The sequence below is a fragment of the Bacillus sp. FSL M8-0256 genome, from assembly GCF_038005765.1.
Lineage (GTDB): Bacteria > Bacillota > Bacilli > Bacillales > Bacillaceae > Bacillus > Bacillus safensis.
Genome location: NZ_JBBOTU010000001.1, coordinates 579,415 through 601,198, shown reverse-complemented (window position 1 = coordinate 601,198; position 21,784 = coordinate 579,415). Strand labels below are relative to the sequence as shown.

The following is a 21,784-nucleotide window of genomic DNA, read 5'->3' as shown; positions in this document are numbered from 1 at the left end:
CACTTTATTGTCTATTGAAAGACGGATAAAATCTGTTTTTCTGCAGCAAATTGGGCTATTCTTTCGATTGAATAGCCGGATTCATGTATATAAAACATGAGCTCAGGCGTCATTGGAGAGGACATACATAACGTTGTCAGTTCTATATCCTGTATGTTTGCTTCTCCCTTTTCTCTCGCTTCCTCAAGCAAATCACGAATGATTTGTCTAAGTGATTGACTGTAATGACTCTCATACACTTTACTTGTCTGCTCTAAATTCCCAGAGATTGTGAGCATCCGAATCCAGTCTAGATGGTGACCGACAATCAGATGAATTTCTTCGAGAACATAGCGCAAACGTTCACGAACCGGCTGATCACTTATTTTGCTCAAGTAAAGATGCAAAGCGGGGATCAGCTGTTCAAATCTCTCCCCAAGGATAGAAAGGCACAAATCACTTTTATTGGCGTAGCGGCGGTAAAGAGTGCCCTGCCCAACACCAGCTGTTTTCGCAATTTTATGCATGCTGACATTTTCTACACCAAATTCTTGAAACAAGGAGAATGCGATCTCTTCAATTTCCTCCCCAATATCCTTTTCCACCATGCTCACCTTCTTTACCTTCATCCACATGACACTTATCTCTATGTGTTAAATCAAACACTTTAGGTTTTTCTTAGGACAATTGTCCCGATATTATCTTACGGACAACTGTCCGCAATGTCAATCATTATTTTTTACTTATGATCCTTCTTTCAATTCTATTAAATAATGCACGCTGTTTATCATTATTTAGACCGATTTTCCCTTTTGAAAGAATCATGTATGATCAATAAAGAAAGCGCTTCCATAAAAGGAGAGGAGAATGCGAATATGTACCGTATGAAACGAATGTTGATGCTGCTTGTCACTGGGTTAGTCTTGAGTTTGTCCACATTTACAGCGGGTGCCTCGGCACAAACGGGTGGATCGTTTTACGAACCTTTTAACAACTATAATACGGGGTTATGGCAAAAAGCCGATGGATACTCGAATGGAAACATGTTTAACTGTACGTGGCGTGCAAATAACGTGTCGATGACATCATCAGGTGAAATGCGTTTATCGCTCACAAGTCCCGCCTATAACAAGTTTGACTGCGGAGAAAACCGTTCCGTTCAAACGTACGGCTATGGGCTATATGAAGTCAACATGAAGCCAGCCAAAAATGTGGGGATCGTCTCTTCTTTCTTCACCTATACGGGACCGACTGATGGCACGCCTTGGGATGAGATTGACATTGAATTTCTAGGAAAAGACACGACAAAGGTACAGTTTAACTACTATACCAATGGTGTAGGAAATCATGAAAAGATCGTCAACCTTGGTTTCGATGCAGCGAACTCTTATCACACGTATGCATTTGACTGGCAGCCAAACTCCATCAAATGGTATGTCGATGGGCAATTAAAGCATACCGCCACCACACAAATTCCTCAAACACCAGGGAAAATTATGATGAACCTGTGGAATGGTGCAGGTGTCGATGAATGGCTCGGCTCCTACAACGGTGTTACACCACTCCATGCGCATTATAACTGGGTGCGTTACACAAAAAGATAACTCTATCAAAAAAACCTGTGACAAGTCACAGGTTTTTCTTCGTTTAATTAGAATGAGTTTTCAGCTGATGAGCGAGTTTTTTCTCATGATTGTGGATAATATCTTCATAACTTTCTATTTTGAAATCCAACCGTTTAATGGTCTCTTCGATTTCCTTTTGTTTTTGGACGAGTCTTTCTCGTTCATTGACCAAAATGTTTTTTCGCGAAGATAACGTATGATCATCATCCTCAAAAAATAAGGCTGTATATTCTCTAAGCGCATCAATCGAGAGCCCTGCATTTCTCATACACTTGATAAATTCAATCCATTGAAGATCATCCTCTGTATAATCACGAATCCCATGATCGTCACGTTTGATTTCCCTAATCAAACCAATATTTTCGTAATATCTAAGTGTTGCAGTGGATAAATCGAGCTGTTTTGCTGCTTGTGCTATTTTCATTGTACTCTCCTTCTTTCTCTTACCTTCCGATCTCCCTTTCCTCATCATCTCCATTTTGAAAAAGAAAGCAAGATGCTTTTGGCTCAATTCTTTTATTAAAAGCCTGAAGAGGTTTTTCTATTGACTTAGAGTTCACTTTAAGACGTACAGTATAGAAGAAAGAATCGAATCTTATTTTTGAAAGGATGATCAAGAATGTGTCAGACGCACCAATCAAACGTTTTAAGTGTATCACACGCCAAAGCAAACTTTGAACGGACGACCATTGAACGAAGAGCACTTCGTCCACATGATATTTTAATTGATATTCAATTTAGCGGGATCTGTCATTCAGATATCCACAGCGCTTTTGATGAATGGGGCGGCGGCATTTTCCCGATGGTTCCAGGTCATGAGATTACTGGGGTCGTTGCAGCTGTAGGGGATGATGTGACGAAGTTTCAGATCGGAGACCGTGTAGGCGTTGGCTGCTTTGTGGATTCCTGCGGCACCTGTGAATATTGTCAAAATGGAGACGAGCAGTATTGCACAAAAGGGGTCGTCCAAACGTATAACAGCCGTGACTATGACGGGGAGCCGACTTATGGCGGCTACAGTCAAAAAATTGTTGTGACTGAACGATTTGTCGTCAGCATTCCTGATCAACTGCCCCTTGATGCCGCAAGTCCTCTTCTCTGTGCTGGCATTACCACTTATTCACCATTAAAGCACTGGAAGGCAGGTCCTGGCAAAAAGGTTGCTATCGTCGGAATGGGCGGACTCGGTCATGTCGCCATTCAATTCGCGAGCGCTCTAGGTGCTGAAGTGACGGTATTGAGCCGCTCTTTGAATAAAAAAGAAGAAGCACTATCATTTGGCGCAAAAGACTATTTTGCTACAAGTGATCCTGATACGTTTCAGACACTAGCCGGCCAGTATGACCTCATTCTCAATACAGTCTCTGCCAACATTAACGTGGATGCCTATTTGTCCTTACTCCGTGTAGATGGAACCTTGGTGAACGTCGGTGCACCGCCTAAGCCGGATCAATTCCACGTCTTTTCATTAATTTCCGGCCGCCGCAGCATTGCTGGTTCACTCGTTGGCGGCATCCAAGAAACACAAGAAATGCTCGATTTCGCAGCTGCTCACAACATCACACCACAAATTGAAGTCATCAACGCTAATCAAGTTGATGAAGCGTATGAACGGGTGCTGAAAAGTGATGTGCGTTACCGGTTTGTGATTGATATTTCGACGTTATGATTGATATTCTTTGAAATGGCAGTATTTTATTACTTTATGACTGACCGAAGAGAATTCTATGATTTTTGATCAAACGTAAAAAAGCCACTTCTCTATTGAGTCGTGGCTTTTTTATGGATCGCTATATGCTAACTCCTTTTTCTTTATGATGACCTCGCATCAATGTAACAACCATACTGGACAAGCTAACCAAAAAGCCTAAAATTGAAATCAAAATAGTCATTCCCCCGTTCGGAATAAAAAAGCCTATAGGGATTAAGACAAGGAATGAGAACACAATAAAACATTGATAGATTCCAGATATTACTCTAACCACAATATGATCAAAAAACGACATCACCAAAGGAGGAATAAATAAGAAAACCACCATCCCTACTGACAGCATAAATGGTAATGGGTCATCTAACGAAATCGTGTTCTTCCCAGGTGAATCCTTTGCGGCGATGAACAATACTGCAATCGCCATGAGGAGCGTTGAAAAAATAAATAAGAATCGTTTTAGCATTTCAATATCTCCTTAAGTTGTCTTACATAGTCCACTAATAAACCTTTACCACTTTAGATTTGCTCTTATTTCCGGCAGCATCCTTTAAATAAACGGTTATCAATGTATTTTTCTTCTGTTTTTTTATTTTCACTTTAAATTGTCCATTTTTATTTAATTTTGCAGTTCCTAACTTCTTGTTTTTATGATAAACGTACACTGTAGCATATTTTTCACCTTTACCTGTTATAACCGTTGTATTTTTTGTGATTTTATTAACACTTGGTATAGCGGGAGGCGTTCTATCTAACACTTTTATTGTTTTACTGCCACTTCTCGCTCCATTAGAATCTACTAAATACACAGTGATTAAAGTTCCAGCTTTTTGTTTAGGAATTTTGATTGAATATTTCCCTTTTTTTGCATTTGTAGAGCCTAATTTTTTCTGACCAATATATGCGAAAACTTTGGCATTCGTTTCCGCATTACCTACGATATTTGTTGATTGATCAGTTACTGTGTTTATGCTTGGTGTTTTATCTGGATAAGATGCTTTTAAACGATATGTTTGACTGGATACACCATCCCAATGTCTAGGCTCAACAACAATATAGTATTTGCCCTTTTTTAGATTTAAATCAATAACTGGACTTGTCCCAAAGATATCAGGTAAATATTCCCTAGTGATTTCATTACCGTTCTTGTCGTATAAAGCGATAGAGGCTCCTTCTGTTATTTTATCTAGATTAATCTTTACTTTTCCATCTTTCACTGTTGAAAATTGATATACGTCTCTATCCAAATCCGATTCGTGCTTTGATTTGTAATATTGATTTGAGATGAGCGGAATTGCTGTTTCAAACGTGTCGTTTGGTTCGTAAGTATTTAAATCTCTTTTAAAAGAACCTGGATACGTCACTTTAAGTCGGTACTTAGCATTTGATATTCCTTCCCAATTAGAAGTGTATGGTTTTATTTTGACATAATAGGTTCCTTTTTTTATATTTTCGTGAATGACAATATTCTCTCCAGCATTCCACGTATAGTCAGATACAATTTCATTTTTGTTCTCATTATAGACAGTGACTTCTAATTCAGATGTTTCCTGATCTAAAGTAAGATATAACTCACCATCTTTGTTGGAAGTGAACTGATAAACATCCTTATCAATTTCACTATCAATCGTTGATTTATAATAGGTACCATTAGATACCTTCATGCTTGTTTCAAAAGTGTCGTTTGGTTCAAAGGTTGTTAAATTACGCTTAAAAGCACCTGGATATGTCGCCTTTAGTTGATATGTACCTTTAGTTACGCCTTCCCATTCACTGGGCATAACTTCAATATAATAATTCCCTTTTTTCAATTTATTATCGATAACCAGAGCTTCACCAGGAAATGAAGATTCATTAGAATCTATCTTATTCCCTTTCGAATCATATAGAGTAATACTAAAAGAGGCAGATGCCTTATCTAGCCTGATGTATACTTCTCCATCAGCATTCGTTGTAAAATTGTATCGGTTCATTGAACTTTTGGATTTCAATTCTCCATTTATGGAGACTCCAGATGACATGTTCACCTCTTCTGCACTTGCGAATAAAACAAAAGAAAAACTGAAGATAAATATAAAAACAAAAGATCCCAAAATACGTTTCAATATATTCACCACATTTCCAATTTTTATAGAAAGAACATAATGATTTTACCATATTCCACTCCGGAAAAATATTCATTTAATTGATTAATAAGTAAATTATGACTTCATTTCAATCTTTCTTAATAACAGAATGACTGAACAGTCCGCTTTATAAAGAAAATAAAAGAAATTAATTTATGGAAATTCCGCATATTGTCAATCCAGTATGTTATACTAAACTAACCTTTGAAGCATGAAATTTTTACGAATACCTTGTACCATCTCCCTACTTGTACGTTGAGTAGGGTTTTTTCATGCAAAAAAAACAGGCTCTCCGTAGAGAACCTGTTTTAAGAATGAAGATTAAGCAATTTTTTGAACGTTAGCAGCTTGAGCTCCACGAGAACCTTGCTCTACGTCAAATGATACTTTTTGACCTTCGTCTAAAGATTTGAATCCGTCGCCTTGGATAGCTGAGAAATGTACGAATACATCGTCGCCTTCTTCACGTTCGATAAATCCAAAACCTTTTTCTGCGTTAAACCATTTTACTGTACCTTGTTCCATGATTGTTGCCTCCTCGTGCGTTTACCACACAATGTATTATACTATCCTTGCCCAAAGTACCCTCAAGACGAAAAGTCAATCTTCATACTATCCTTTACGCCGAACAAAAATAATTACTTTTCATTATAGCATGAATCGGTAATAATTGCAATTTGTTGATTAGAAAGAAGAAACTCTTCTTTGCAGCGATTTTTCTTGTGCATAAAAAGCACCTAAAGAGAATGTTTATCTAAAATCGACTTAACAAATTCTGTTTTTCCCTCTGCATATTTGTGTTTGTCATTTTTATTTACATTTGCTAGGTTAAGTTTAAGCTGTTGGTACTCACTTCTTGCTAGTTCGTTACTTCTCAGGTAATCCCTAAAATTTATTTGTTCGAGTAGATATCTATTGCCCGTTTGATACATATGGATTTGATGTGTACGTGGTTCTTCTTTACTGAAATAGTGTCTTTCAGGTAACACATTGATCCCTCTATAAGAATAACCCAGCCCTTGCAAAGCTGTTACGCACTGTTCTTCGTCAAGAAAATGATTGATTTCGATCGCAATATCAATAATGGGTTTCGCACTCAAACCATTTACTGCTGTACTTCCAATATGGTGGACATTCACTATGTACTGACCGATAACTTCTACTATTCGTTTCTTCTCCATTTCAAATTCTTTGACCCATTCAGCAGACCAAGGAACTAAAAAAACTTCCCCTCCTGGTAATCCAAGCATGTACTCAACCCCACTTTATGATTTTGTTGTTCAGTTGGAAATTTTAATACAAATAACTAGAGAACAAAACTCAAACAAAAAGTCCACTTACTTAAAATGCTCTTTCATGTTTTAAAGAATTGATCAGGTATCTGCTACAATAAATTAACAACGTACAGTTTGAACCACATACTCTAAAATATAAAATTCCGAGAGGAGAAATGAAATGAACCCTTTATTGTTAGATATTCCTTTACAGTTAGAAACAGAAAGACTCATTCTTCGAGCACCACACCAAACAGGAGACGGGAAAATTGTAAACCAAGCAATAAAGGATTCCTTTTCTGAATTAAAAGCGTGGTTGCCATTCGCTCAAGAACTTCCTACTGCTGAAGAAACAGAGATCAATTTAAGAAATGCTCATATCAATTTTTTAAAAAGGGAAAGTTTCCGTTTTCTTATTTTTGATAAAAACAGCAATCACTTCATTGGGACAACTAGCCTTCAGAGGATTGACTGGACCATTCCTAAATGTGAGATTGGGTACTGGGTAAATACAAAGTTTAGTGGGAATGGATATATGACAGAAGCAGTGGAGAAATTAGCTGACTTCGGATTAAACAATATCAAATTTAGAAGAATTGAAATAAGGTGTGAATCAACAAACCTCAAAAGTCGGGCTATCCCAGAAAAACTTGGCTTTGTATTTGAAGGCATTTTAAGAAATGATGATTTATCCGCAGATGGTAGCAAGCTGACTGACACTTGTTTTTATTCCATAATAAAATGACATTGTACGCTTAAAATAACGGATACTATTAAAACAAAAAGGCATAACATATTTTATAAAAGTAAGTGGTCAGTTTTGGTTACAAAAAACAAAAAGGGACTAACCCCCTTGATATCATTGATGCGGCCGAGAGGACTTGAACCTCTATGGGTTTATTCATCCACTAGCCCTCACTCAGAAAAATTTGTAAAACACTTACGAAAAGTTGATTACAGTACAAATAAATAGGGCTATTTTATACACACTATTACACTTTCCAAAGAATGTGGCCAATTCATGGACAGCTATAACAGATTGAAATATCTATTTCAATTTATTAAATACAAGTTCATGTTACAGGCCTGCCAAATGAATTCACATAATAAATTTCTATCGTGGGGTCTATGTAAAAACACATTCGTTTCATAATGACCAACCATTCAACTTTATTAAAGGAAAAGTAAAATTAATCATATACTTCTTTCATCATTAAAATTCCTTATCAATTTACAAATTAACATTCTTTTATATTTTTTGGGGAAATTGTATACTTAATTCATAAACCATTGAAAGGATGTATATTTTGTTTGATGCTGTTATTTTTGAAAGAGCTATATTGTTAATAGGTAGCGGAATAATACCTATTGTTGGCTTGTTCTTATCTTTATCACAAAATCGTCTTAAAAGAGAAAAAGAGTTTCAAGACTCTCAACAACAAAACTATAATTTTATACAAAATGGCTATTATAATGAATTTAATGTTGCTATTCAACACAATCATGCTCAAGAACATTATTATTACCATCAACAAAAAAAAGAAGAATTTAAAGAAAAACAAGCAAAATTAAATTCTCGTGCAAATTTTATAGAGTCTATTATGAGTAAAACATTTTTAGTTTTGATTATTATAGTAGCGTTAAATGAAATTTTTTCATCTTTTAAAAAATTCGAATTAAAAGATATTATTAATTATAGTGATATTTTTTGGGATTCTTTCCAAGTTGCAGGAACAATTGTTATTCACGCATCGTTCGGTTTAATTACAGCTGTTTTTCTAAGTTCTCTTTTAACAAAAAATGCTCTAATTCGAAATCTTTTTATAATCTTCTTTACAGCGATAGCAAATTTTAAAACTCTAAATTTTTGGAATAACAACCCTATAAACATGAAAATAATTCAAGAAAATGCACAAAAAATTTCTGAACAAGTAACAGTGAATTCAACCATTGATCACTTTATGCCATTTCTTCTAATAATTCATGTTATTACTGCCGTTATCGTTACAACATACATCACTAAGATTCTTTATTTACCAGAAAATAAAAATCTATCAAGAACATTTTCTTTATCTTTAGCGTTTTATATCCTTTTTCCTTTCCTTTATGAACGAGTTCTTTCTTTGCTTTAAACAACTTAATTGAATAATACAAAGTAAAGTGAAACAGAAAAACAATAAAGTTCCTAATTATATAAAAATATCTATTTCATACAAAAAAACCACTTACTTAAAATAAGTGGATAGATTTATTTAGATATTATAAAAAAACCAAAGGTCTACAACCTTTGGTTTTTTAGATGCGGCCGAGAGGACTTGAACCTCCACGGGTTATTCACCCACTAGGCCCTCAACCTAGCGCGTCTGCCATTCCGCCACGACCGCGTGTATGATGTGCTCATATATTCATAAGTGCACTGTTTGAAAAAACAATGCGGGTGAAGGGACTTGAACCCCCACGTCATAAAGACACTAGATCCTAAGTCTAGCGCGTCTGCCAATTCCGCCACACCCGCGTGACAATGGTGAGCCATGAAGGACTCGAACCTTCGACCCTCTGATTAAAAGTCAGATGCTCTACCAACTGAGCTAATGGCTCATCTGCTATGCAGAAAAACATATATAAAAAATGGCTGGGCTAGCTGGATTCGAACCAACGCATGACGGAGTCAAAGTCCGTTGCCTTACCGCTTGGCTATAGCCCAACGAATCAAAAAACAAAACATGACCCGTACGGGATTCGAACCCGTGTTACCGCCGTGAAAGGGCGGTGTCTTAACCGCTTGACCAACGGGCCATACAATAATGGCGGAGAAGGAGGGATTTGAACCCTCGCGCCGCTCGCGCGACCTACACCCTTAGCAGGGGCGCCTCTTCAGCCACTTGAGTACTTCTCCATTATGGCTCCGCAGGTAGGACTCGAACCTACGACCGATCGGTTAACAGCCGATAGCTCTACCACTGAGCTACTGCGGAATAATAAGACATGTTTCATTATATCTATGCCAGAAAAATGTGTCAAGAATTTTTAAGTGTTTCATTCCTGTCTCATTAGCGACGGCTTTTATAATTTAACATATACTAATATAACAGTCAAGCCTTTCTTCCTTCCTTTTTGTTTTCTGTTTAGACATGACAGAAAGACCCCGACCTCTAACTGAAAGACCAAGGTCTCCTTGCTGCTGCGCTCCCTATAGGTTCATGACAGCTTATACTTTCGCATCCACTTATAAAAGGTGCTTCTTGGCACCCCTGCTGACCTCGCTGCTTCTGTCACATGACCTTTCGTTTTGTGCAGTGCGTCTATCACTGTTTGCTTTTGAATGCGTTCCCTTAGCGTGAGTTCTTTTGGATTCTCGGTATACTCTGGTAAATGCAGCTTCTGCTTTTTCTGATCCATCGTCTCTAATACCTCCGCATATTGCGATTCACCAATCCATTCTCCTTTAGGAAACAGTACCCTTATATGTTCAAACAGATTAAAAAGCTCTCGTATGTTTCCAGGCCAATGATACGCTTCTAGCTTACGAAAAAAAGATTCAGGAAATGTCGCATTCCATTGGTGTTTCTTTTGGTAATAACGATATAAATCAACAATGTCTTCTTTTCTTTCTCTAAGCGGCGGGATGTTGATTGGGTAGACATGAAGTCGGTAATACAAATCTTCTCGTATTTTACCTTCCTTCAACAGTTCGTTCATATTTCGGTGTGTCGCTGTAATGATTCTAATATCCAAAGGGATTTCGTGTGTCCCTCCGAGCGGTACGACTTTCCTTTCTTCAATGACCCTAAGAAGCGCCACTTGCATCGCATAAGGGATTTCGCCAATTTCGTCTAAAAAGAGCGTTCCTTTATGCGCCTGTTCAAATTTCCCCTTTGCTCCATGACGTTTTGCCCCTGTAAAAGCCCCTTCAGCATAACCAAATAGTTCGCTTTCTAACAGGCTTTCAGGTATGGCTCCGCAATTCACGGCAATAAACGGTCCTTTATGTCTTTCACTAGCTAAGTGAATCGCTCGAGCGGCCAGTTCTTTCCCTGTACCTGTTTCTCCCCAAATATAGACATTTGCATCTGTTTGTGCCGCTCGTTTCAATTCGCTGAGCGTCTGCTGAAAGGCCGTACTTGTTCCAGATTCCCCGGGAAATTGAGCAAAAGAAACAGTTATATTGCTCTTCGCTGCTTCTTCAAGAGAAAAAGACATCCCAAGCAGCTTTCCGTCTTGTTCTGACTGAATGATCTGCTTGTCCCGTGTAACAAATGTATCGTCCATGAGCAGCTCAACATCCATTCCGTACCAGTCTGAAAATCGGTCTCTAATCGGCTTACTTGCCAAAACAATCTGCTTTTTCTCATTACAGACAACATACGGCTCGTCCGCTTCTACCTGCTGGAGACAATGACTGATCAGCTCCATCTCTTTCCTTTTTTGCTGGACCTGAATTTCTCTCTCGATGGCATATGCAACTGTTGAAGCCATCCCAAGCATAAAAGGATGCCTTTGATCCGCCATACAGGAGATATCAATGACTCCTATGATCGTGCCGTCTGCATCACGAATAGGGGCCGCTGAACAGCTCCAATGGTGGGAAGCGACTGAAAAATGCTCAGTTCCGTTGATCGCTACGGCTTCCCCAATGACCAGTGCCGTTCCAATAGCGTTCGTCCCCACATCGGCTTCGGTCCAGCGCGCACCCTCCATAAAGTTTATTTTTTTCGCTTCTACCAGCGTCCTTTGGCTTCCTGTCAGACTTAGCACATAACCATCTGCATCGATAAGTAATGCCATCATGTCTGATTCTTTTAATTGCTGACTGATTTTATTTAAGTAAGGAAGAGCAGCATTTAGGAATAGTGAGTACTTCTTTTTTTGAATACTGAATAATTCCTTTTCTAACAACGACTGTCCTTTATCTAAATACGGGTTCACATTTGCCTGTTTACATCTGTGCCATGACTCCATCACTCTCTTATCCAGACGAGACCTATCAAGCAAACCTTCATGAACAAAACGTTTCCAAGTATTTAAATAACAAGGCGTCGGATTCATTCCATCCTCTCCTCTGGGGGCTTTTTATCCATTATAGATAATTATAAAAGCGCTTTCAATTATTGGCTGACCCAGGAAGTCATTCGGATAGAAAGTTTCTCTATCAGCAGTGCACCGCTCGTCCATTTGTTTGCAGCAAGGCTTCGTGTACCGCCTCAGAGAGTGTCGGATGTGCCGCAATAAACTGCTCTAATGTATCAGCTGTCAGCTCTGTATGCATCATCACCGCCGCTTGTCCAATCAGTTCTGTTGCATTCGGCCCGATGATGGATACACCTAAAATTTCTTGATATTGCGGTTCGACAATGACCTTTACTTGACCAGCTGGCTGATTTAAAATTAATGCTTTTCCATTTGCAGAAAATGCGAATTTCCCTATTCGAATCTCCCCATATTGTTTTCTAGCACTCTCTTCATTTAAACCGACACTAGCGATTTCTGGAGACGTGTAGATGCACCTTGGAATCACGTGTTCATTGACCTTTACATCTTCACCTGATGCATGTGATGCCGCAATCGTTCCTTCATGAAAAGCAGCATGAGCAAGCTGAACACCGCCTGTCACATCACCGCACGCATAGATATGCGGAAGATTGGTTTGCATATGCTCATTCACGCAGATGCCGTTCCTGTCAAATTCAATGCCGATCTGCTCAAGATTCAGCTCTCCCAGCCTCGGCTTTCTGCCAATGGCGACTAAACAATGATCAGACTGGATGTCACAGCGCTCCCCATGATCCTTCTCAATGACCACTTTTTTGGAAATTGCATCAAGCTGTTTGACTGCTGCTGATGTCAAAATCTCCACACCTGCTTTTTGAAGCTGATCGTGAAGACATTTAGCCGTATCGTGATCTTCTTCAGGTAAAATGTGCGCTGCCTGTTCCACCATGACAACCTTTGATCCCATTCGGCTAAAGATGCTTGCAAACTCACAGCCGATCACCCCTCCACCAATGATACAAAGCGAATCTGGTATTGAAGGGAGCGTCATCGCATCCTTACTATCAATGATCCACTCTCTGTCAAATGGGGCGAAAGGTAAAGCAGCAGGTTCTGATCCTGAAGCAATAATGATTTGTTTTGCCTGGATGATTTCAGATTTCCCTTCACTTTCTATCAATAGCTCATGTGCTGAAAGAAATGATGCCTTCCCATTTAACACGCTGATTTTGTTTTTATTCATCAAATAACGAACGCCATCAGTCAGCTGCTTGACGACTGACCGCTTCCGCCTTTGAACGGCATCCCAATGAATGACAGGCTCCTTCCCTGGAAGCTCAATTCCAAAATGTCCAGCTGATTTCACATGCTCGTACATATCAGCGCTTTGCAAAAGTGCTTTCGTTGGAATACAGCCTTCATTCAGGCAGGTACCTCCTAACAGGCCTTGGTCGATTAGTACAACCTCTCTTTCAAAACGGGCGGCTGTTATTGCCGCCACATATCCTGCTGGCCCGCCTCCTATAATGACAAGCGTCATTCATTTCACCTTCTTCCTATAAAAGAATGGATACTGGATTTTCTAAATACGCTTTAACAGTTGATAAAAATTGTGATGCCGGCGCCCCGTCCAGCACGCGATGGTCAAATGTCAGACTGAGTGGCAGGATCGTCCCTTTACATAATTCATTCCCATGATATACAGGCATGTGATCCGCTTTGCCAACGCCAAGAATACCTGCTTCCGGCGGATTCAAAATCGGTGTAAAATGTTCCACACCATAGGCGCCTAGGTTAGTGATTGTAAAGGTAGAGCCTTCAATTTCATCGTGGAGAAGTCTGCCTTCACGTGCTTTTTTGCCATACGATTTGATGCTCTTCGCCAGCTCAATAAGTGAAAGTTTTTCCGCATGCCGAATAACAGGCACTGCCAGCCCGTGATCTAAAGCAGCAGCGATTCCAAGATGTACATGCTCAAAAGTTTCGACTCTATCATTCTGATATTGACTGTTCATTGCAGGATGCTCTAGCAGGGAAAGAACCACTGCTTTGGCTACAAAATCGGTCATAGTTAATTTTATATCGTGTCGTCCTGCGGCTGTTTCGTTCAACTCAGACTGTAATGCTGTCAGCTTTGTCACATCCGCTTTCATCGTTATTGTTAATTGTGCACTTGTTTGCAGGCTCTCCATCATTCGCGAGGCAATGGTTTTCCGCATCATGCTGACTGGCTGAGGCTTTGTTGGTTCATTTTGTTGTTTTTCTTTTTCATCAGGAAGTGCCCGAAGCACATCCGCTTTCGTGATTCTCCCATCTGGACCTGTTCCCACTAAAGTATGAATGTCCAGATTAGCGCTTTGAGCAATCTTACGTGCAACAGGGGAGATTTTTTTTCTCTCTTTCTTTTGTTTTGGCGGCAGGTCTTTTTCTTTCTTTTCCTCGATCTGTTCATTTCCTTCACCGATATAGCAGATGACCGTGCCAGGCGGTACACCTTCTCCCTCAGGCACTTTTATATCCAATATGGTTCCTTCAGCAGGTGATTCGATCTCCATTTCAATTTTTTCAGAGTTGATGCTTGCAATGCTTTCCCCTTTATTTACGGTTTCTCCGACCTCTTTATTCCAGACAGATACCGTTCCTTCTTTCATTGACATGCCCAATTTCGGCATCACAACCTCGACAGCCATCTCCCTCTCTCCTTTCTTTAGTTCAAGATCTTGTCATGACTCTTTCCAACCATCTCTAATACGGTGTTCACAACCTTTTCAGGTGTCGGCAAATAGATATCTTCAAGCGGTGGTGAAAACGGAACCGGTGTATGAGGAGCCGTCACTTTTTTGATTGGAGCGTCAAGTAAATCGAATCCTTTATCCGCAACCAGAGAAGAAATATCTGCGGCAATTCCGCACCTTGGATTTGCTTCATCTACAATGACAAGCCGATTTGTTTTTTCTACTGAAGTTAGAATGGCCTCTTCATCAAGCGGTGACAAGCTTCTTGGATCAATCACCTCTGCTTCAATTCCTTGGGCAGCTAATTGCTCGGCCGCTTCGAGTGCTGTATGAACTTGTTTGCCTACTGCAAAAATGGTCACATCTGAGCCTTCTCTTTTCACATCTGCTTTGCCAAGCGGCAGCGTGTAGTATCGCTCTGGAACATCTCCTGTGATATTGTAAAGCGTTTTGTCTTCAAAAAAGATGACAGGGTCCTGATCCTCGATGGCTGCCAGCAGCAATCCTTTGGCATCGTATGGTGAAGAAGGCACCACTACTTTCAATCCAGGGATGCTTGTAAATAGCGCATACAAGCTTTGCGAATGCTGAGCAGCTGCTCTAAAACCCGCCCCATGTGTCGTTCTGATCGTGATCGGTACCTCTGCTTTTCCGCCAAACATATATCGGAATTTTGCTCCTTGATTCAGCACTTGATCCAGACAGGTGCCGATAAAATCATTAAACATGAGTTCTGCAATTGGTCTTAGCCCTGTGGAAGCTGCTGCCATGGCCGCACCTACATAGCCAGCTTCACTAATCGGTGTGTCAAGAACTCGCTCACGCCCAAACTCCTGAACGATTCCTTTCGTTACACCAAGCACACCACCCCATGCTTCATCATCCTGTAAGTGATCGACATGAGCGCCTCCAGCAACATCTTCCCCCATTAAAATGACATCCTCGTCTCTTCTCATGGCAAGTTTAATCGCTTCATTTAATGCACTAGACATGCTGATTTCTCTTGTCATTTTCCTCTCCCCCTTTGATTTATTGATACGAAACATACACGTCGGTCAATAATTCGGTCTGATCTGGATATTCACTTTCTTCACTGAATGTAACGGCTTCATCTATCGCTTCTGCTACAGCCGCTTCAATATTTGATAGCTCCCCATTCGTCAGCAGCTGCTGCTTGATCAATTCATTTTTAAAAAGAGCGATCGCATCTCTCTCTTCTTGGTGTTCTGCTTTTTCTTGATTGGTTTTGTAACGCTGGGCGTCTCCTTCGAAATGGCCATAATTTCGATATGTCATGCATTCAATTAATGTCGGACCTTCTCCATTTTTTGCTCGTTCAATTGCTTGCTCTGCGGCTTGATAAACGGCCATCACATCTTTTCCATCTACTTGAATCCCAGGAATGTCATAACCGGCCGCTCGATCTACGATTGATTTGCAGCTTGAAGCATAAGAAAATGGTGTCGCTTCCCCGTACCCATTGTTTTCTGCGATGAAAATGACAGGCAGTTTCCAGATGGCCGCGAGATTGATTCCTTCGTGGAAAGTCCCTTGATTGTTTGCACCATCCCCAAAAAAGCAAACGCTTACATTTTCTGTCTTTTTATATTTAGCTGTGAGGGCTGCCCCGCACGCAAGAGGAAAGCCCCCTCCAACAATTCCGTTAGCACCGAGCATTCCTTTATCAAAATCTGCAATGTGCATGGAGCCGCCTTTGCCTTTACAGAGACCTGTTGCTTTCCCATAGATTTCTGCCATCATTCCTTTTAGATCACAGCCCTTCGCTATACAGTGGCCGTGGCCCCGGTGTGTACTTGTAATACTGTCTTTTTCATTCAGATGAGCACAGACTCCTACGGCAACAGCTTCTTCGCCAGCATAAAGATGGACAAACCCCGGCAAAATTCCTTTTGTAAAAAGGGTGTGCACCCGGTCTTCAAATTGGCGGATTTCCTGCATTTTTTGATACATCCATACGGCTTTTTCTTTAGTCAATGCCATTTCCATTTGATAAAACCTCCTATCTTTTTTGCTTGCACTTCTATAGAAGCAAAAATCGTGCCAACATGACGACGCATGAACACTTAGGTTTTGAACGAATCATACCGATGAAAAAAGAGACAAAATGAGACATGCGTCTCTTTTTGTCTCAATATGTCCACACATCTATAGAAACAAAAAAAGCATCCCCATAGAGGAATGCTTGTCACAATGAATCGGTTGTGCGCAGCCACTTTAATTTCCCTTTGCAGACGCCGCATACATAACGAGAGGTATCAAACCGTCTTTTCCTTATAAAAGACCGGCCGCATCCTGTGCAAATATATTCATGGCGTTTCTCCGCACGGCGCTTATTTTGTACGGTCTTTAGCGGTGTACAAAAACGCGGGGCTCCTACTTTTTTTAATAAGGCTTTAAAATCACGGTCGCGATGCTGATAGCCTTTTCCCTCAAGGTGCAGATGATAATGACACAGCTCATGCTTGATGATCCCGATTAATTCTTCTCGTCCATGCTCCTCTAGGTATCGGCGGTTCAGTTCGATGTTGTGTGTACCAAGTAAATATCGTCCGCCTGTCGTTTTTAGACGGTCATTAAAAACAGCCTGATGGCGGAATGCCTTGCCAAAGAACTGCTGGGAAATGTGCTCTGTTAACTGCTGTAACTCTCTCTCGTTCAATCAAGATCGTTCCTTTCTATAAAAACCTCGAACGGGACAATTTCCCCTATGCATACATTGAAGGTACATCCACTGTTTCGATCAAAGGAGGAATGGGCGATGCCCAACTGGCTGAAAAATCAGATGCAGAAGGCATTTTATGAGAAAAATCATTATCAAATCAAATTGCTGAATCAATGCTGGTACTTCTATAGAAAAAAACATTCAGTCACATCAAGGCACACCCCATCCTAAGGTGCGCCTCGTTTTTTTGTTACTCTGGTTTCAGCATGGAGAGGGCAACGCGGCCTTTCGCCTGGTCAACGGAGTCCACCCATACGGTCACAATGTCACCAACTGATACAACGTCAAGCGGATGCTTCACAAAACGATTGCTTAGCTTGGAAATATGCACAAGCCCATCCTGCTTTACACCAATATCAACGAATGCACCGAAGTCCACAACGTTTCTCACCGTTCCTTGCAGCTCCATTCCTTGCTTCAAGTCTTCCAATTTCAACACATCTGTTTTGAGCAGCGGTTTTGGCACTTCATCCCGCGGATCACGCTCAGGTCTTGTCAGCTGATCAATGATATCTTGAAGTGTAATTGTCCCAATGTCCAGCTGCTGGGCTGCTTCGTCCAGTTTCACTTCAGCAATTTTCTCTTTTAACTGCTCTGTGCCAAGATCGTCTGGCGTCATGTTGATCATGCGTAAAAACTGTTTTGTTTCTTTATAGCTCTCAGGGTGAATACCTGTACGATCAAGCGGGTCTTGTCCGTCTGTAATGCGAAGGAAACCGATACACTGCTCATATGTCTTAGCACCGAGCCTTGGGATATCTTTCAATTCTTTTCTGCTTGTGAATCTCCCAATCTCTTCGCGGCGCTTGATGATATTCCCTGCGACGGCTTTTGAAAGGCCTGATACATATTGCAGCAGCGCCTGTGAGGCGGTATTGACGTTTACACCAACTTGGTTGACGACTGTTTCTACCACAAAGGTTAACGAGCTGTTTAATTGCTTCTGGCTGACATCATGCTGGTATTGGCCCACACCGACAGACTTCGGATCAATTTTCACGAGCTCTGCTAAAGGATCTTGTAATCTTCTAGCGATTGAGATGGCGCTTCGCTCTTCGACTTGCAGATCTGGAAACTCTTCTCGTGCCAGCGCTGATGCGGAGTAAACACTTGCTCCAGCTTCATTCACAATCAAATAAGAAACCGGCTGATCCAGCTCTTGAATCAAGTCTGCAATGAATTGTTCTGTCTCTCTTGAGGCTGTTCCGTTTCCAATCGCAATCACTTCAATGTTTGATGATTGAATGATCTCTTTGACTTTTTGTTTCGCTTCCGCTTTTTTCTGCACGGGCGGATGCGGGTAAATGACGCCAATATGATGGACTTTGCCTGTATCATCCACGACAGCTAATTTACAGCCTGTCCGAAATGCGGGGTCGACTCCAAGTACACGCTTCCCTTTCATCGGCGGCTGAAGCAGCAGTTTTCTTAAGTTTTCAGCAAAAATATGAATCGCTTGTTCCTCTGCTTTTTCTGTCAGCTCTTTTCGTATTTCTCGCTCGATGGAAGGCTGAATGAGGCGTTTATACGCATCATCGATTGCCGCTTCAATAAACGGTCTCGCCGTCGTCTGTTTGCCTTTTAGAACTTGTTTGTCGAGATAGAAGCGAATATTTTCAGCAGGTGGTTCGATGGCTGCCTTTAAAATGCCCTCTTTCTCCCCGCGATTGACCGCTAGTACACGGTGCGGGACAATCTTTTTGATTGGCTCTTGATAATCGTAATACATTTCATAGACGTTTTTCTCATCGCTTTCGACGTCTTTTCTTGATGTGACCAGACTGCCCTTTTGGTACGTTTCACTGCGAATCCATTTTCGCATATCAGGATCATCTGCCAGCTGTTCGGCAATGATGTGCTGCGCACCTTCAAGTGCCTCTTCTACATTTGTCACTTCTTTTTCTTCGTTAATAAAAGCAGCTGCTTTCTTCTCGATCTGATCGCTTGGCAGCGTGAGTAAATATTCCGCCAGCGGCTCCAGCCCTTTTGCTTTGGCTACATTCGCCTTTGTTTTGCGCTTTTGTTTGAATGGCCTGTATAAATCTTCGACCTCTTGCAGTTTATGAGCTTGTTCAATTTTCTGTTTTAATTCATCAGTCAGTTTGTCTTGTTCAGCAATTAAGCGAATGACTTCTTCTTTTCGGTTCGTGACATTTTGGATATATGTATAGCGCTCTGAAATGGTTTGAATTTGCACCTCATCCAGTGAGCCTGTCTGCTCTTTCCGATAACGGGCAATAAACGGGACGGTGTTGCCATCCTCTAAAAGCTTGATCACACTTTCAATTTGTTTTGTTGAAAGCTTTAATTCTGTCGCAATTTGTTTCAATAAAAAGTCAGATGTCTTCATACTTTGCATCCTCTCACTGTGTCTTCTCTTTTAGTGTATCAAAAAAACCGGCAAAACAGAAAAAAGGTCAGCTATTTTACGTGAGCTGACCAAGTACATAGGTGAGATCGTCCTTTTTGTCTTGTGTGTATGTTTCAAGCTGTTTGGCGATGTCTTCAACTGAATGTCCATGCTTTAAACACATGCGCATGTTTGGCACATTCAGTCCGTCTGAATACATAATGAATATCGATCCTTTTTCGTAGGAATAGGTGTATGTTTTATATTTTCTAGGTTTCCCTGATAAGTATCCTGATGTCGGAAGTGGATAAATATAGTCGCCAGAAGGTGCATTCAAGATAAACCGAATATTACCAACCGAACAATAGGTAAATTGCTGCTGGGAAAAATTCACCTTTAATATGGCCACAGTGGCCCCGCGTTTATTTTTCATAGCCTGATTGCATCTGTCGATGAGGGCCGCCACATCCTCATGTCCATATTCTTCGACAATTTCGCTGACTAAAGAAGATGATTCATTGGCGTACTGGCCGCTGCCTAATCCGTCTGCTACAGCACAAATTAGTTCTTCATCATCTGCTTTAATAAAAAAACTGTCCCCGCAGCATGCTTTTCCTTCTTTATTCGATTGATAAATAATGGCGTTTACATGCTCATGCTGTTCAATCTGCTTCATTACCCTAGCTCCATAGACGCATCTTCTGATAATGCATCTCGCAGTTTTTTCACTGCCTTTCGCTGCAGTCTCGATACATGCATTTGAGATATGCCAAGTAAATCGCCTGTCTCTTTCTGACTCTTATTTTGCAAGTAAGTCAGATTGATAATCTCTTTTTCTCTATCCGACAGCACATGAAGCACACTCTCAAGCATCATTTTTTGATTCACACGTTCGTAGCCCTCTTCCTGTGAGCCGACAACGTCTAAAATCGTCACAGTACTTCCTTCAGAATCAGCCTCTACGCCTTGGTCAACAGACAGTGCTTGATAGCTTTTGCCCATCTCCATGGTTTCAAGTACTTCTTCTTCTGTTACATCTAAGTATTCTGCAATTTCTTGGACTTTAGGTGATTTCTGTGTCTCTGTTGTCAAATGATCAACTGCCATTTTGATTCTTGGTCCAAGCTCTTTAATCCGCCTTGGTACATGGACACTCCATGTCTTATCTCGTAAAAAGCGTTTGATTTCCCCGATGATGGTTGGAATAGCAAAGGCTTCAAATGATTTACCGACGAGCGGGTCGTATCGTTTAATAGCGCCAAGTAAACCTATCATTCCAACTTGTCTAAGGTCCTCATGAAAGCTTTTTCCTTTAGAATATTTTTTCGCCAGCATATCAACCAAGTTTGTATAACATTCGACCAGCGTGAGCTGCGCCTGCTCGTCTTGATTGGTTTGATAGCTTTGGATGAGGCGGTCTACTTCATCTTTAGTTAGTTTCATAGTTTTGGATGGTTGTGTCATGGTCAACTCGCTCCCTGTTTAAAAACTTTGTCATCGCCACGGTAACTCCGGAGTTTGCTTGCACCTCGACTTCATCCATCAATGTTTGCATTAAGTATAAACCAAGACCTCCTTCTGCCAATTGATCCACCGTATGAGCAGATGTGTACGGTCCGAGGTCTTCCTGTTTTTGCTTAAAGTCAAAGCTACCGCCTTTGTCAGCGACAATGATTTCTAGACGATCCTCGTAAACAAGAAAGCGAACAGCCACCTCTCCATCTTCGCCGTCTTCACCTTTGTAGGCATGCTGAACTGCATTTGTACAGGCCTCACTGACGGCAATTTTTAAGTCCTCAATCTCTTCATAGGCATAGCCCATCCGGCTCGCTACGCCTGACAGAGTCAAGCGAATGATACCTACATATTCTGGTTTTGCCGGTATTTTCATCTCGATTAGATCTACTGATTCGTTCATTGTACCCCACCCTCTGACTTTGCAGAAATGTCAATGATGTCCTTTAATCCAGTGATTTCAAACAACCTTACAAGCCGTTCTGACAAGTTCTCAAGCTTTAATGTGCCACCTGCTTTTTGAGCCGCTTTAAACAGCCCAACGAATACACCTAAACCTGTACTATCCATATACGTAACATCCTTTAGACAGATTTCAAGATGCTCTCCCGCCTCAGCTTTAGGCATGAGCGTTTCTCTTAGCTCAGGAGCGGAATACACATCAATTTCTCCGCTGACACTGATTTTCGTTTTTTGATCTATTTGATGCTCTTTTACAGACATATTCATTATGCATTCAC

Annotated in this window: 22 protein-coding genes and 7 tRNA genes; 5 read left to right on the top strand and 24 right to left on the bottom strand. The window is 40.8% G+C overall.

Translation table 11 applies throughout. From position 1 onward, the window contains the following. Positions 1–11: 11 nt before the first annotated feature. Positions 12–584: a TetR/AcrR family transcriptional regulator gene (locus NSQ76_RS02995; RefSeq protein ID WP_025093568.1), complete on the bottom strand. Its 573-nt coding sequence runs from the start codon at positions 582–584 to the stop codon at positions 12–14. A 270-nt stretch (positions 585–854) separates the two neighbouring features. Between NSQ76_RS02995 and bglS the strand changes: the two genes are divergently transcribed. Further along, a complete protein-coding gene (gene bglS / locus NSQ76_RS02990) occupies positions 855–1,583 on the top strand; it encodes a beta-glucanase (protein ID WP_025093569.1) in 729 nt (242 codons plus the stop codon). Positions 1,584–1,626: 43 nt separating this feature from the next. Here bglS and NSQ76_RS02985 read toward each other — a convergent pair whose 3' ends face one another. Further along, a complete protein-coding gene (locus tag NSQ76_RS02985; RefSeq protein WP_008346757.1) occupies positions 1,627–2,028 on the bottom strand; it encodes a MerR family transcriptional regulator in 402 nt (133 codons plus the stop codon). A gap of 195 nt (positions 2,029–2,223) precedes the next feature. Here NSQ76_RS02985 and NSQ76_RS02980 point away from each other — a divergent pair, with 195 nt between their 5' ends. Next, positions 2,224–3,273 (top strand): NAD(P)-dependent alcohol dehydrogenase, encoded by a 1,050-nt coding sequence (locus tag NSQ76_RS02980; RefSeq protein WP_268415252.1) that lies wholly within the window; start codon positions 2,224–2,226, stop codon positions 3,271–3,273. 121 nt (positions 3,274–3,394) lie between these two features. On the opposite strand, the gene NSQ76_RS02975 is transcribed toward NSQ76_RS02980, so the two are convergent. The 4 genes from NSQ76_RS02975 to NSQ76_RS02960 all read right to left on the bottom strand — a co-directional run bounded on the left by NSQ76_RS02975 (position 3,395) and on the right by NSQ76_RS02960 (position 6,688). Then, positions 3,395–3,778: a hypothetical protein gene (locus tag NSQ76_RS02975; protein WP_281237335.1), complete on the bottom strand. Its 384-nt coding sequence runs from the start codon at positions 3,776–3,778 to the stop codon at positions 3,395–3,397. Between the two features lie 34 nt (positions 3,779–3,812). Further along, a complete protein-coding gene (locus tag NSQ76_RS02970) occupies positions 3,813–5,426 on the bottom strand; it encodes an Ig-like domain-containing protein (protein ID WP_285707304.1) in 1,614 nt (537 codons plus the stop codon). Positions 5,427–5,759: 333 nt separating this feature from the next. Continuing rightward, entirely contained in the window at positions 5,760–5,963 is a 204-nt protein-coding gene (cspC, locus tag NSQ76_RS02965; RefSeq protein WP_008346765.1) for a cold shock protein CspC, read from the bottom strand. 212 nt (positions 5,964–6,175) lie between these two features. Beyond that, positions 6,176–6,688, bottom strand: a complete 513-nt coding sequence (locus tag NSQ76_RS02960; RefSeq protein ID WP_341052306.1) for a GrpB family protein — start codon at positions 6,686–6,688, stop codon at positions 6,176–6,178. A gap of 205 nt (positions 6,689–6,893) precedes the next feature. On the opposite strand from NSQ76_RS02960, the gene NSQ76_RS02955 reads away from it, so the two are divergent. Together NSQ76_RS02955 and NSQ76_RS02950 are read left to right on the top strand one after the other, a co-directional pair. Beyond that, positions 6,894–7,457: a GNAT family N-acetyltransferase gene (locus NSQ76_RS02955; RefSeq protein ID WP_163115566.1), complete on the top strand. Its 564-nt coding sequence runs from the start codon at positions 6,894–6,896 to the stop codon at positions 7,455–7,457. Positions 7,458–8,019: 562 nt separating this feature from the next. Further along, on the top strand, positions 8,020–8,844 hold the full coding sequence (locus tag NSQ76_RS02950) for a hypothetical protein (RefSeq protein ID WP_025093574.1): 825 nt from the start codon (positions 8,020–8,022) through the stop codon (positions 8,842–8,844). Between the two features lie 168 nt (positions 8,845–9,012). Here NSQ76_RS02950 and NSQ76_RS02945 read toward each other — a convergent pair. The 13 genes from NSQ76_RS02945 to NSQ76_RS02885 form a co-directional block, all read right to left on the bottom strand. Beyond that, a tRNA-Leu gene (locus NSQ76_RS02945) sits at positions 9,013–9,096 on the bottom strand. 48 nt (positions 9,097–9,144) lie between these two features. Next, positions 9,145–9,227, bottom strand: a tRNA-Leu gene (locus tag NSQ76_RS02940). 7 nt (positions 9,228–9,234) lie between these two features. Beyond that, positions 9,235–9,310 (bottom strand) — tRNA-Lys (locus tag NSQ76_RS02935). A gap of 31 nt (positions 9,311–9,341) precedes the next feature. Next, positions 9,342–9,416 (bottom strand) — tRNA-Gln (locus NSQ76_RS02930). Between the two features lie 20 nt (positions 9,417–9,436). Further along, positions 9,437–9,508 (bottom strand) — tRNA-Glu (locus NSQ76_RS02925). A gap of 9 nt (positions 9,509–9,517) precedes the next feature. Beyond that, positions 9,518–9,608 (bottom strand) — tRNA-Ser (locus NSQ76_RS02920). 4 nt (positions 9,609–9,612) lie between these two features. Further along, a tRNA-Asn gene (locus tag NSQ76_RS02915) sits at positions 9,613–9,687 on the bottom strand. 223 nt (positions 9,688–9,910) lie between these two features. Continuing rightward, the gene (locus tag NSQ76_RS02910) at positions 9,911–11,758 is read right to left on the bottom strand and encodes a sigma-54-dependent Fis family transcriptional regulator (RefSeq protein ID WP_341052303.1); all 1,848 of its coding nucleotides are present in this window, start codon (positions 11,756–11,758) and stop codon (positions 9,911–9,913) included. 103 nt (positions 11,759–11,861) lie between these two features. Next, positions 11,862–13,241 carry a dihydrolipoyl dehydrogenase gene (gene lpdA, locus NSQ76_RS02905; protein ID WP_341052302.1) on the bottom strand — a complete coding sequence of 460 codons (1,380 nt, stop codon included), beginning with the start codon at positions 13,239–13,241 and terminating at the stop codon, positions 11,862–11,864. Positions 13,242–13,257: 16 nt separating this feature from the next. Continuing rightward, complete coding sequence (locus NSQ76_RS02900; protein WP_212053073.1) at positions 13,258–14,391, bottom strand: dihydrolipoamide acetyltransferase family protein; 1,134 nt, start codon at positions 14,389–14,391, stop codon at positions 13,258–13,260. A gap of 17 nt (positions 14,392–14,408) precedes the next feature. Beyond that, a complete protein-coding gene (locus NSQ76_RS02895) occupies positions 14,409–15,446 on the bottom strand; it encodes an alpha-ketoacid dehydrogenase subunit beta (protein WP_034622614.1) in 1,038 nt (345 codons plus the stop codon). Positions 15,447–15,465: 19 nt separating this feature from the next. Then, positions 15,466–16,443, bottom strand: coding sequence for a thiamine pyrophosphate-dependent dehydrogenase E1 component subunit alpha (locus NSQ76_RS02890; RefSeq protein ID WP_034622611.1), 978 nt, complete (start codon positions 16,441–16,443; stop codon positions 15,466–15,468). A 199-nt stretch (positions 16,444–16,642) separates the two neighbouring features. Beyond that, positions 16,643–17,116 (bottom strand): SprT family protein, encoded by a 474-nt coding sequence (locus NSQ76_RS02885; RefSeq protein WP_341052296.1) that lies wholly within the window; start codon positions 17,114–17,116, stop codon positions 16,643–16,645. 99 nt (positions 17,117–17,215) lie between these two features. Here NSQ76_RS02885 and cmpA point away from each other — a divergent pair, with 99 nt between their 5' ends. Beyond that, on the top strand, positions 17,216–17,350 hold the full coding sequence (gene cmpA / locus NSQ76_RS02880; protein ID WP_008346893.1) for a cortex morphogenetic protein CmpA: 135 nt from the start codon (positions 17,216–17,218) through the stop codon (positions 17,348–17,350). A gap of 19 nt (positions 17,351–17,369) precedes the next feature. Here the strand turns inward: cmpA and NSQ76_RS02875 are convergent, their stop codons facing one another. The 5 genes from NSQ76_RS02875 to NSQ76_RS02855 all read right to left on the bottom strand — a co-directional run bounded on the left by NSQ76_RS02875 (position 17,370) and on the right by NSQ76_RS02855 (position 21,773). After that, entirely contained in the window at positions 17,370–19,529 is a 2,160-nt protein-coding gene (locus NSQ76_RS02875) for a Tex family protein (RefSeq protein ID WP_341052293.1), read from the bottom strand. 76 nt (positions 19,530–19,605) lie between these two features. Further along, on the bottom strand, positions 19,606–20,205 hold the full coding sequence (locus NSQ76_RS02870; protein ID WP_024427379.1) for a PP2C family serine/threonine-protein phosphatase: 600 nt from the start codon (positions 20,203–20,205) through the stop codon (positions 19,606–19,608). Further along, positions 20,205–20,993 carry an RNA polymerase sigma factor SigB gene (gene sigB / locus NSQ76_RS02865; protein WP_024427378.1) on the bottom strand — a complete coding sequence of 263 codons (789 nt, stop codon included), beginning with the start codon at positions 20,991–20,993 and terminating at the stop codon, positions 20,205–20,207. Before sigB ends, NSQ76_RS02870 begins: the two co-directional genes overlap by 1 nt. Beyond that, positions 20,959–21,447, bottom strand: a complete 489-nt coding sequence (gene rsbW, locus NSQ76_RS02860; RefSeq protein WP_024425393.1) for an anti-sigma B factor RsbW — start codon at positions 21,445–21,447, stop codon at positions 20,959–20,961. The genes sigB and rsbW overlap by 35 nt, the downstream gene beginning before the upstream one ends. Next, the gene (locus NSQ76_RS02855) at positions 21,444–21,773 is read right to left on the bottom strand and encodes an anti-sigma factor antagonist (protein WP_024425392.1); all 330 of its coding nucleotides are present in this window, start codon (positions 21,771–21,773) and stop codon (positions 21,444–21,446) included. The genes rsbW and NSQ76_RS02855 overlap by 4 nt, the downstream gene beginning before the upstream one ends. Positions 21,774–21,784: the final 11 nt, after the last annotated feature.

What these genes read in the sequence shown, in the direction of transcription:
- bglS (WP_025093569.1), top strand. Translation starts at nt 855, where the DNA reads ATGTACCGTATGAAACGAATGTTGATGCTGCTTGTCACTGGGTTAGTC.
- NSQ76_RS02985 (WP_008346757.1), bottom strand. Translation starts at nt 2,028, where the DNA reads ATGAAAATAGCACAAGCAGCAAAACAGCTCGATTTATCCACTGCAACA.
- NSQ76_RS02980 (WP_268415252.1), top strand. Translation starts at nt 2,224, where the DNA reads ATGTGTCAGACGCACCAATCAAACGTTTTAAGTGTATCACACGCCAAA.
- NSQ76_RS02975 (WP_281237335.1), bottom strand. Translation starts at nt 3,778, where the DNA reads ATGCTAAAACGATTCTTATTTATTTTTTCAACGCTCCTCATGGCGATT.
- cspC (WP_008346765.1), bottom strand. Translation starts at nt 5,963, where the DNA reads ATGGAACAAGGTACAGTAAAATGGTTTAACGCAGAAAAAGGTTTTGGA.
- NSQ76_RS02960 (WP_341052306.1), bottom strand. Translation starts at nt 6,688, where the DNA reads ATGCTTGGATTACCAGGAGGGGAAGTTTTTTTAGTTCCTTGGTCTGCT.
- NSQ76_RS02955 (WP_163115566.1), top strand. Translation starts at nt 6,894, where the DNA reads ATGAACCCTTTATTGTTAGATATTCCTTTACAGTTAGAAACAGAAAGA.
- NSQ76_RS02910 (WP_341052303.1), bottom strand. Translation starts at nt 11,758, where the DNA reads ATGAATCCGACGCCTTGTTATTTAAATACTTGGAAACGTTTTGTTCAT.
- lpdA (WP_341052302.1), bottom strand. Translation starts at nt 13,241, where the DNA reads ATGACGCTTGTCATTATAGGAGGCGGGCCAGCAGGATATGTGGCGGCA.
- NSQ76_RS02900 (WP_212053073.1), bottom strand. Translation starts at nt 14,391, where the DNA reads ATGGCTGTCGAGGTTGTGATGCCGAAATTGGGCATGTCAATGAAAGAA.
- NSQ76_RS02895 (WP_034622614.1), bottom strand. Translation starts at nt 15,446, where the DNA reads ATGACAAGAGAAATCAGCATGTCTAGTGCATTAAATGAAGCGATTAAA.
- NSQ76_RS02890 (WP_034622611.1), bottom strand. Translation starts at nt 16,443, where the DNA reads ATGGAAATGGCATTGACTAAAGAAAAAGCCGTATGGATGTATCAAAAA.
- cmpA (WP_008346893.1), top strand. Translation starts at nt 17,216, where the DNA reads ATGCCCAACTGGCTGAAAAATCAGATGCAGAAGGCATTTTATGAGAAA.
- NSQ76_RS02875 (WP_341052293.1), bottom strand. Translation starts at nt 19,529, where the DNA reads ATGAAGACATCTGACTTTTTATTGAAACAAATTGCGACAGAATTAAAG.
- NSQ76_RS02870 (WP_024427379.1), bottom strand. Translation starts at nt 20,205, where the DNA reads ATGAAGCAGATTGAACAGCATGAGCATGTAAACGCCATTATTTATCAA.
- sigB (WP_024427378.1), bottom strand. Translation starts at nt 20,993, where the DNA reads ATGACACAACCATCCAAAACTATGAAACTAACTAAAGATGAAGTAGAC.
- rsbW (WP_024425393.1), bottom strand. Translation starts at nt 21,447, where the DNA reads ATGAACGAATCAGTAGATCTAATCGAGATGAAAATACCGGCAAAACCA.
- NSQ76_RS02855 (WP_024425392.1), bottom strand. Translation starts at nt 21,773, where the DNA reads ATGAATATGTCTGTAAAAGAGCATCAAATAGATCAAAAAACGAAAATC.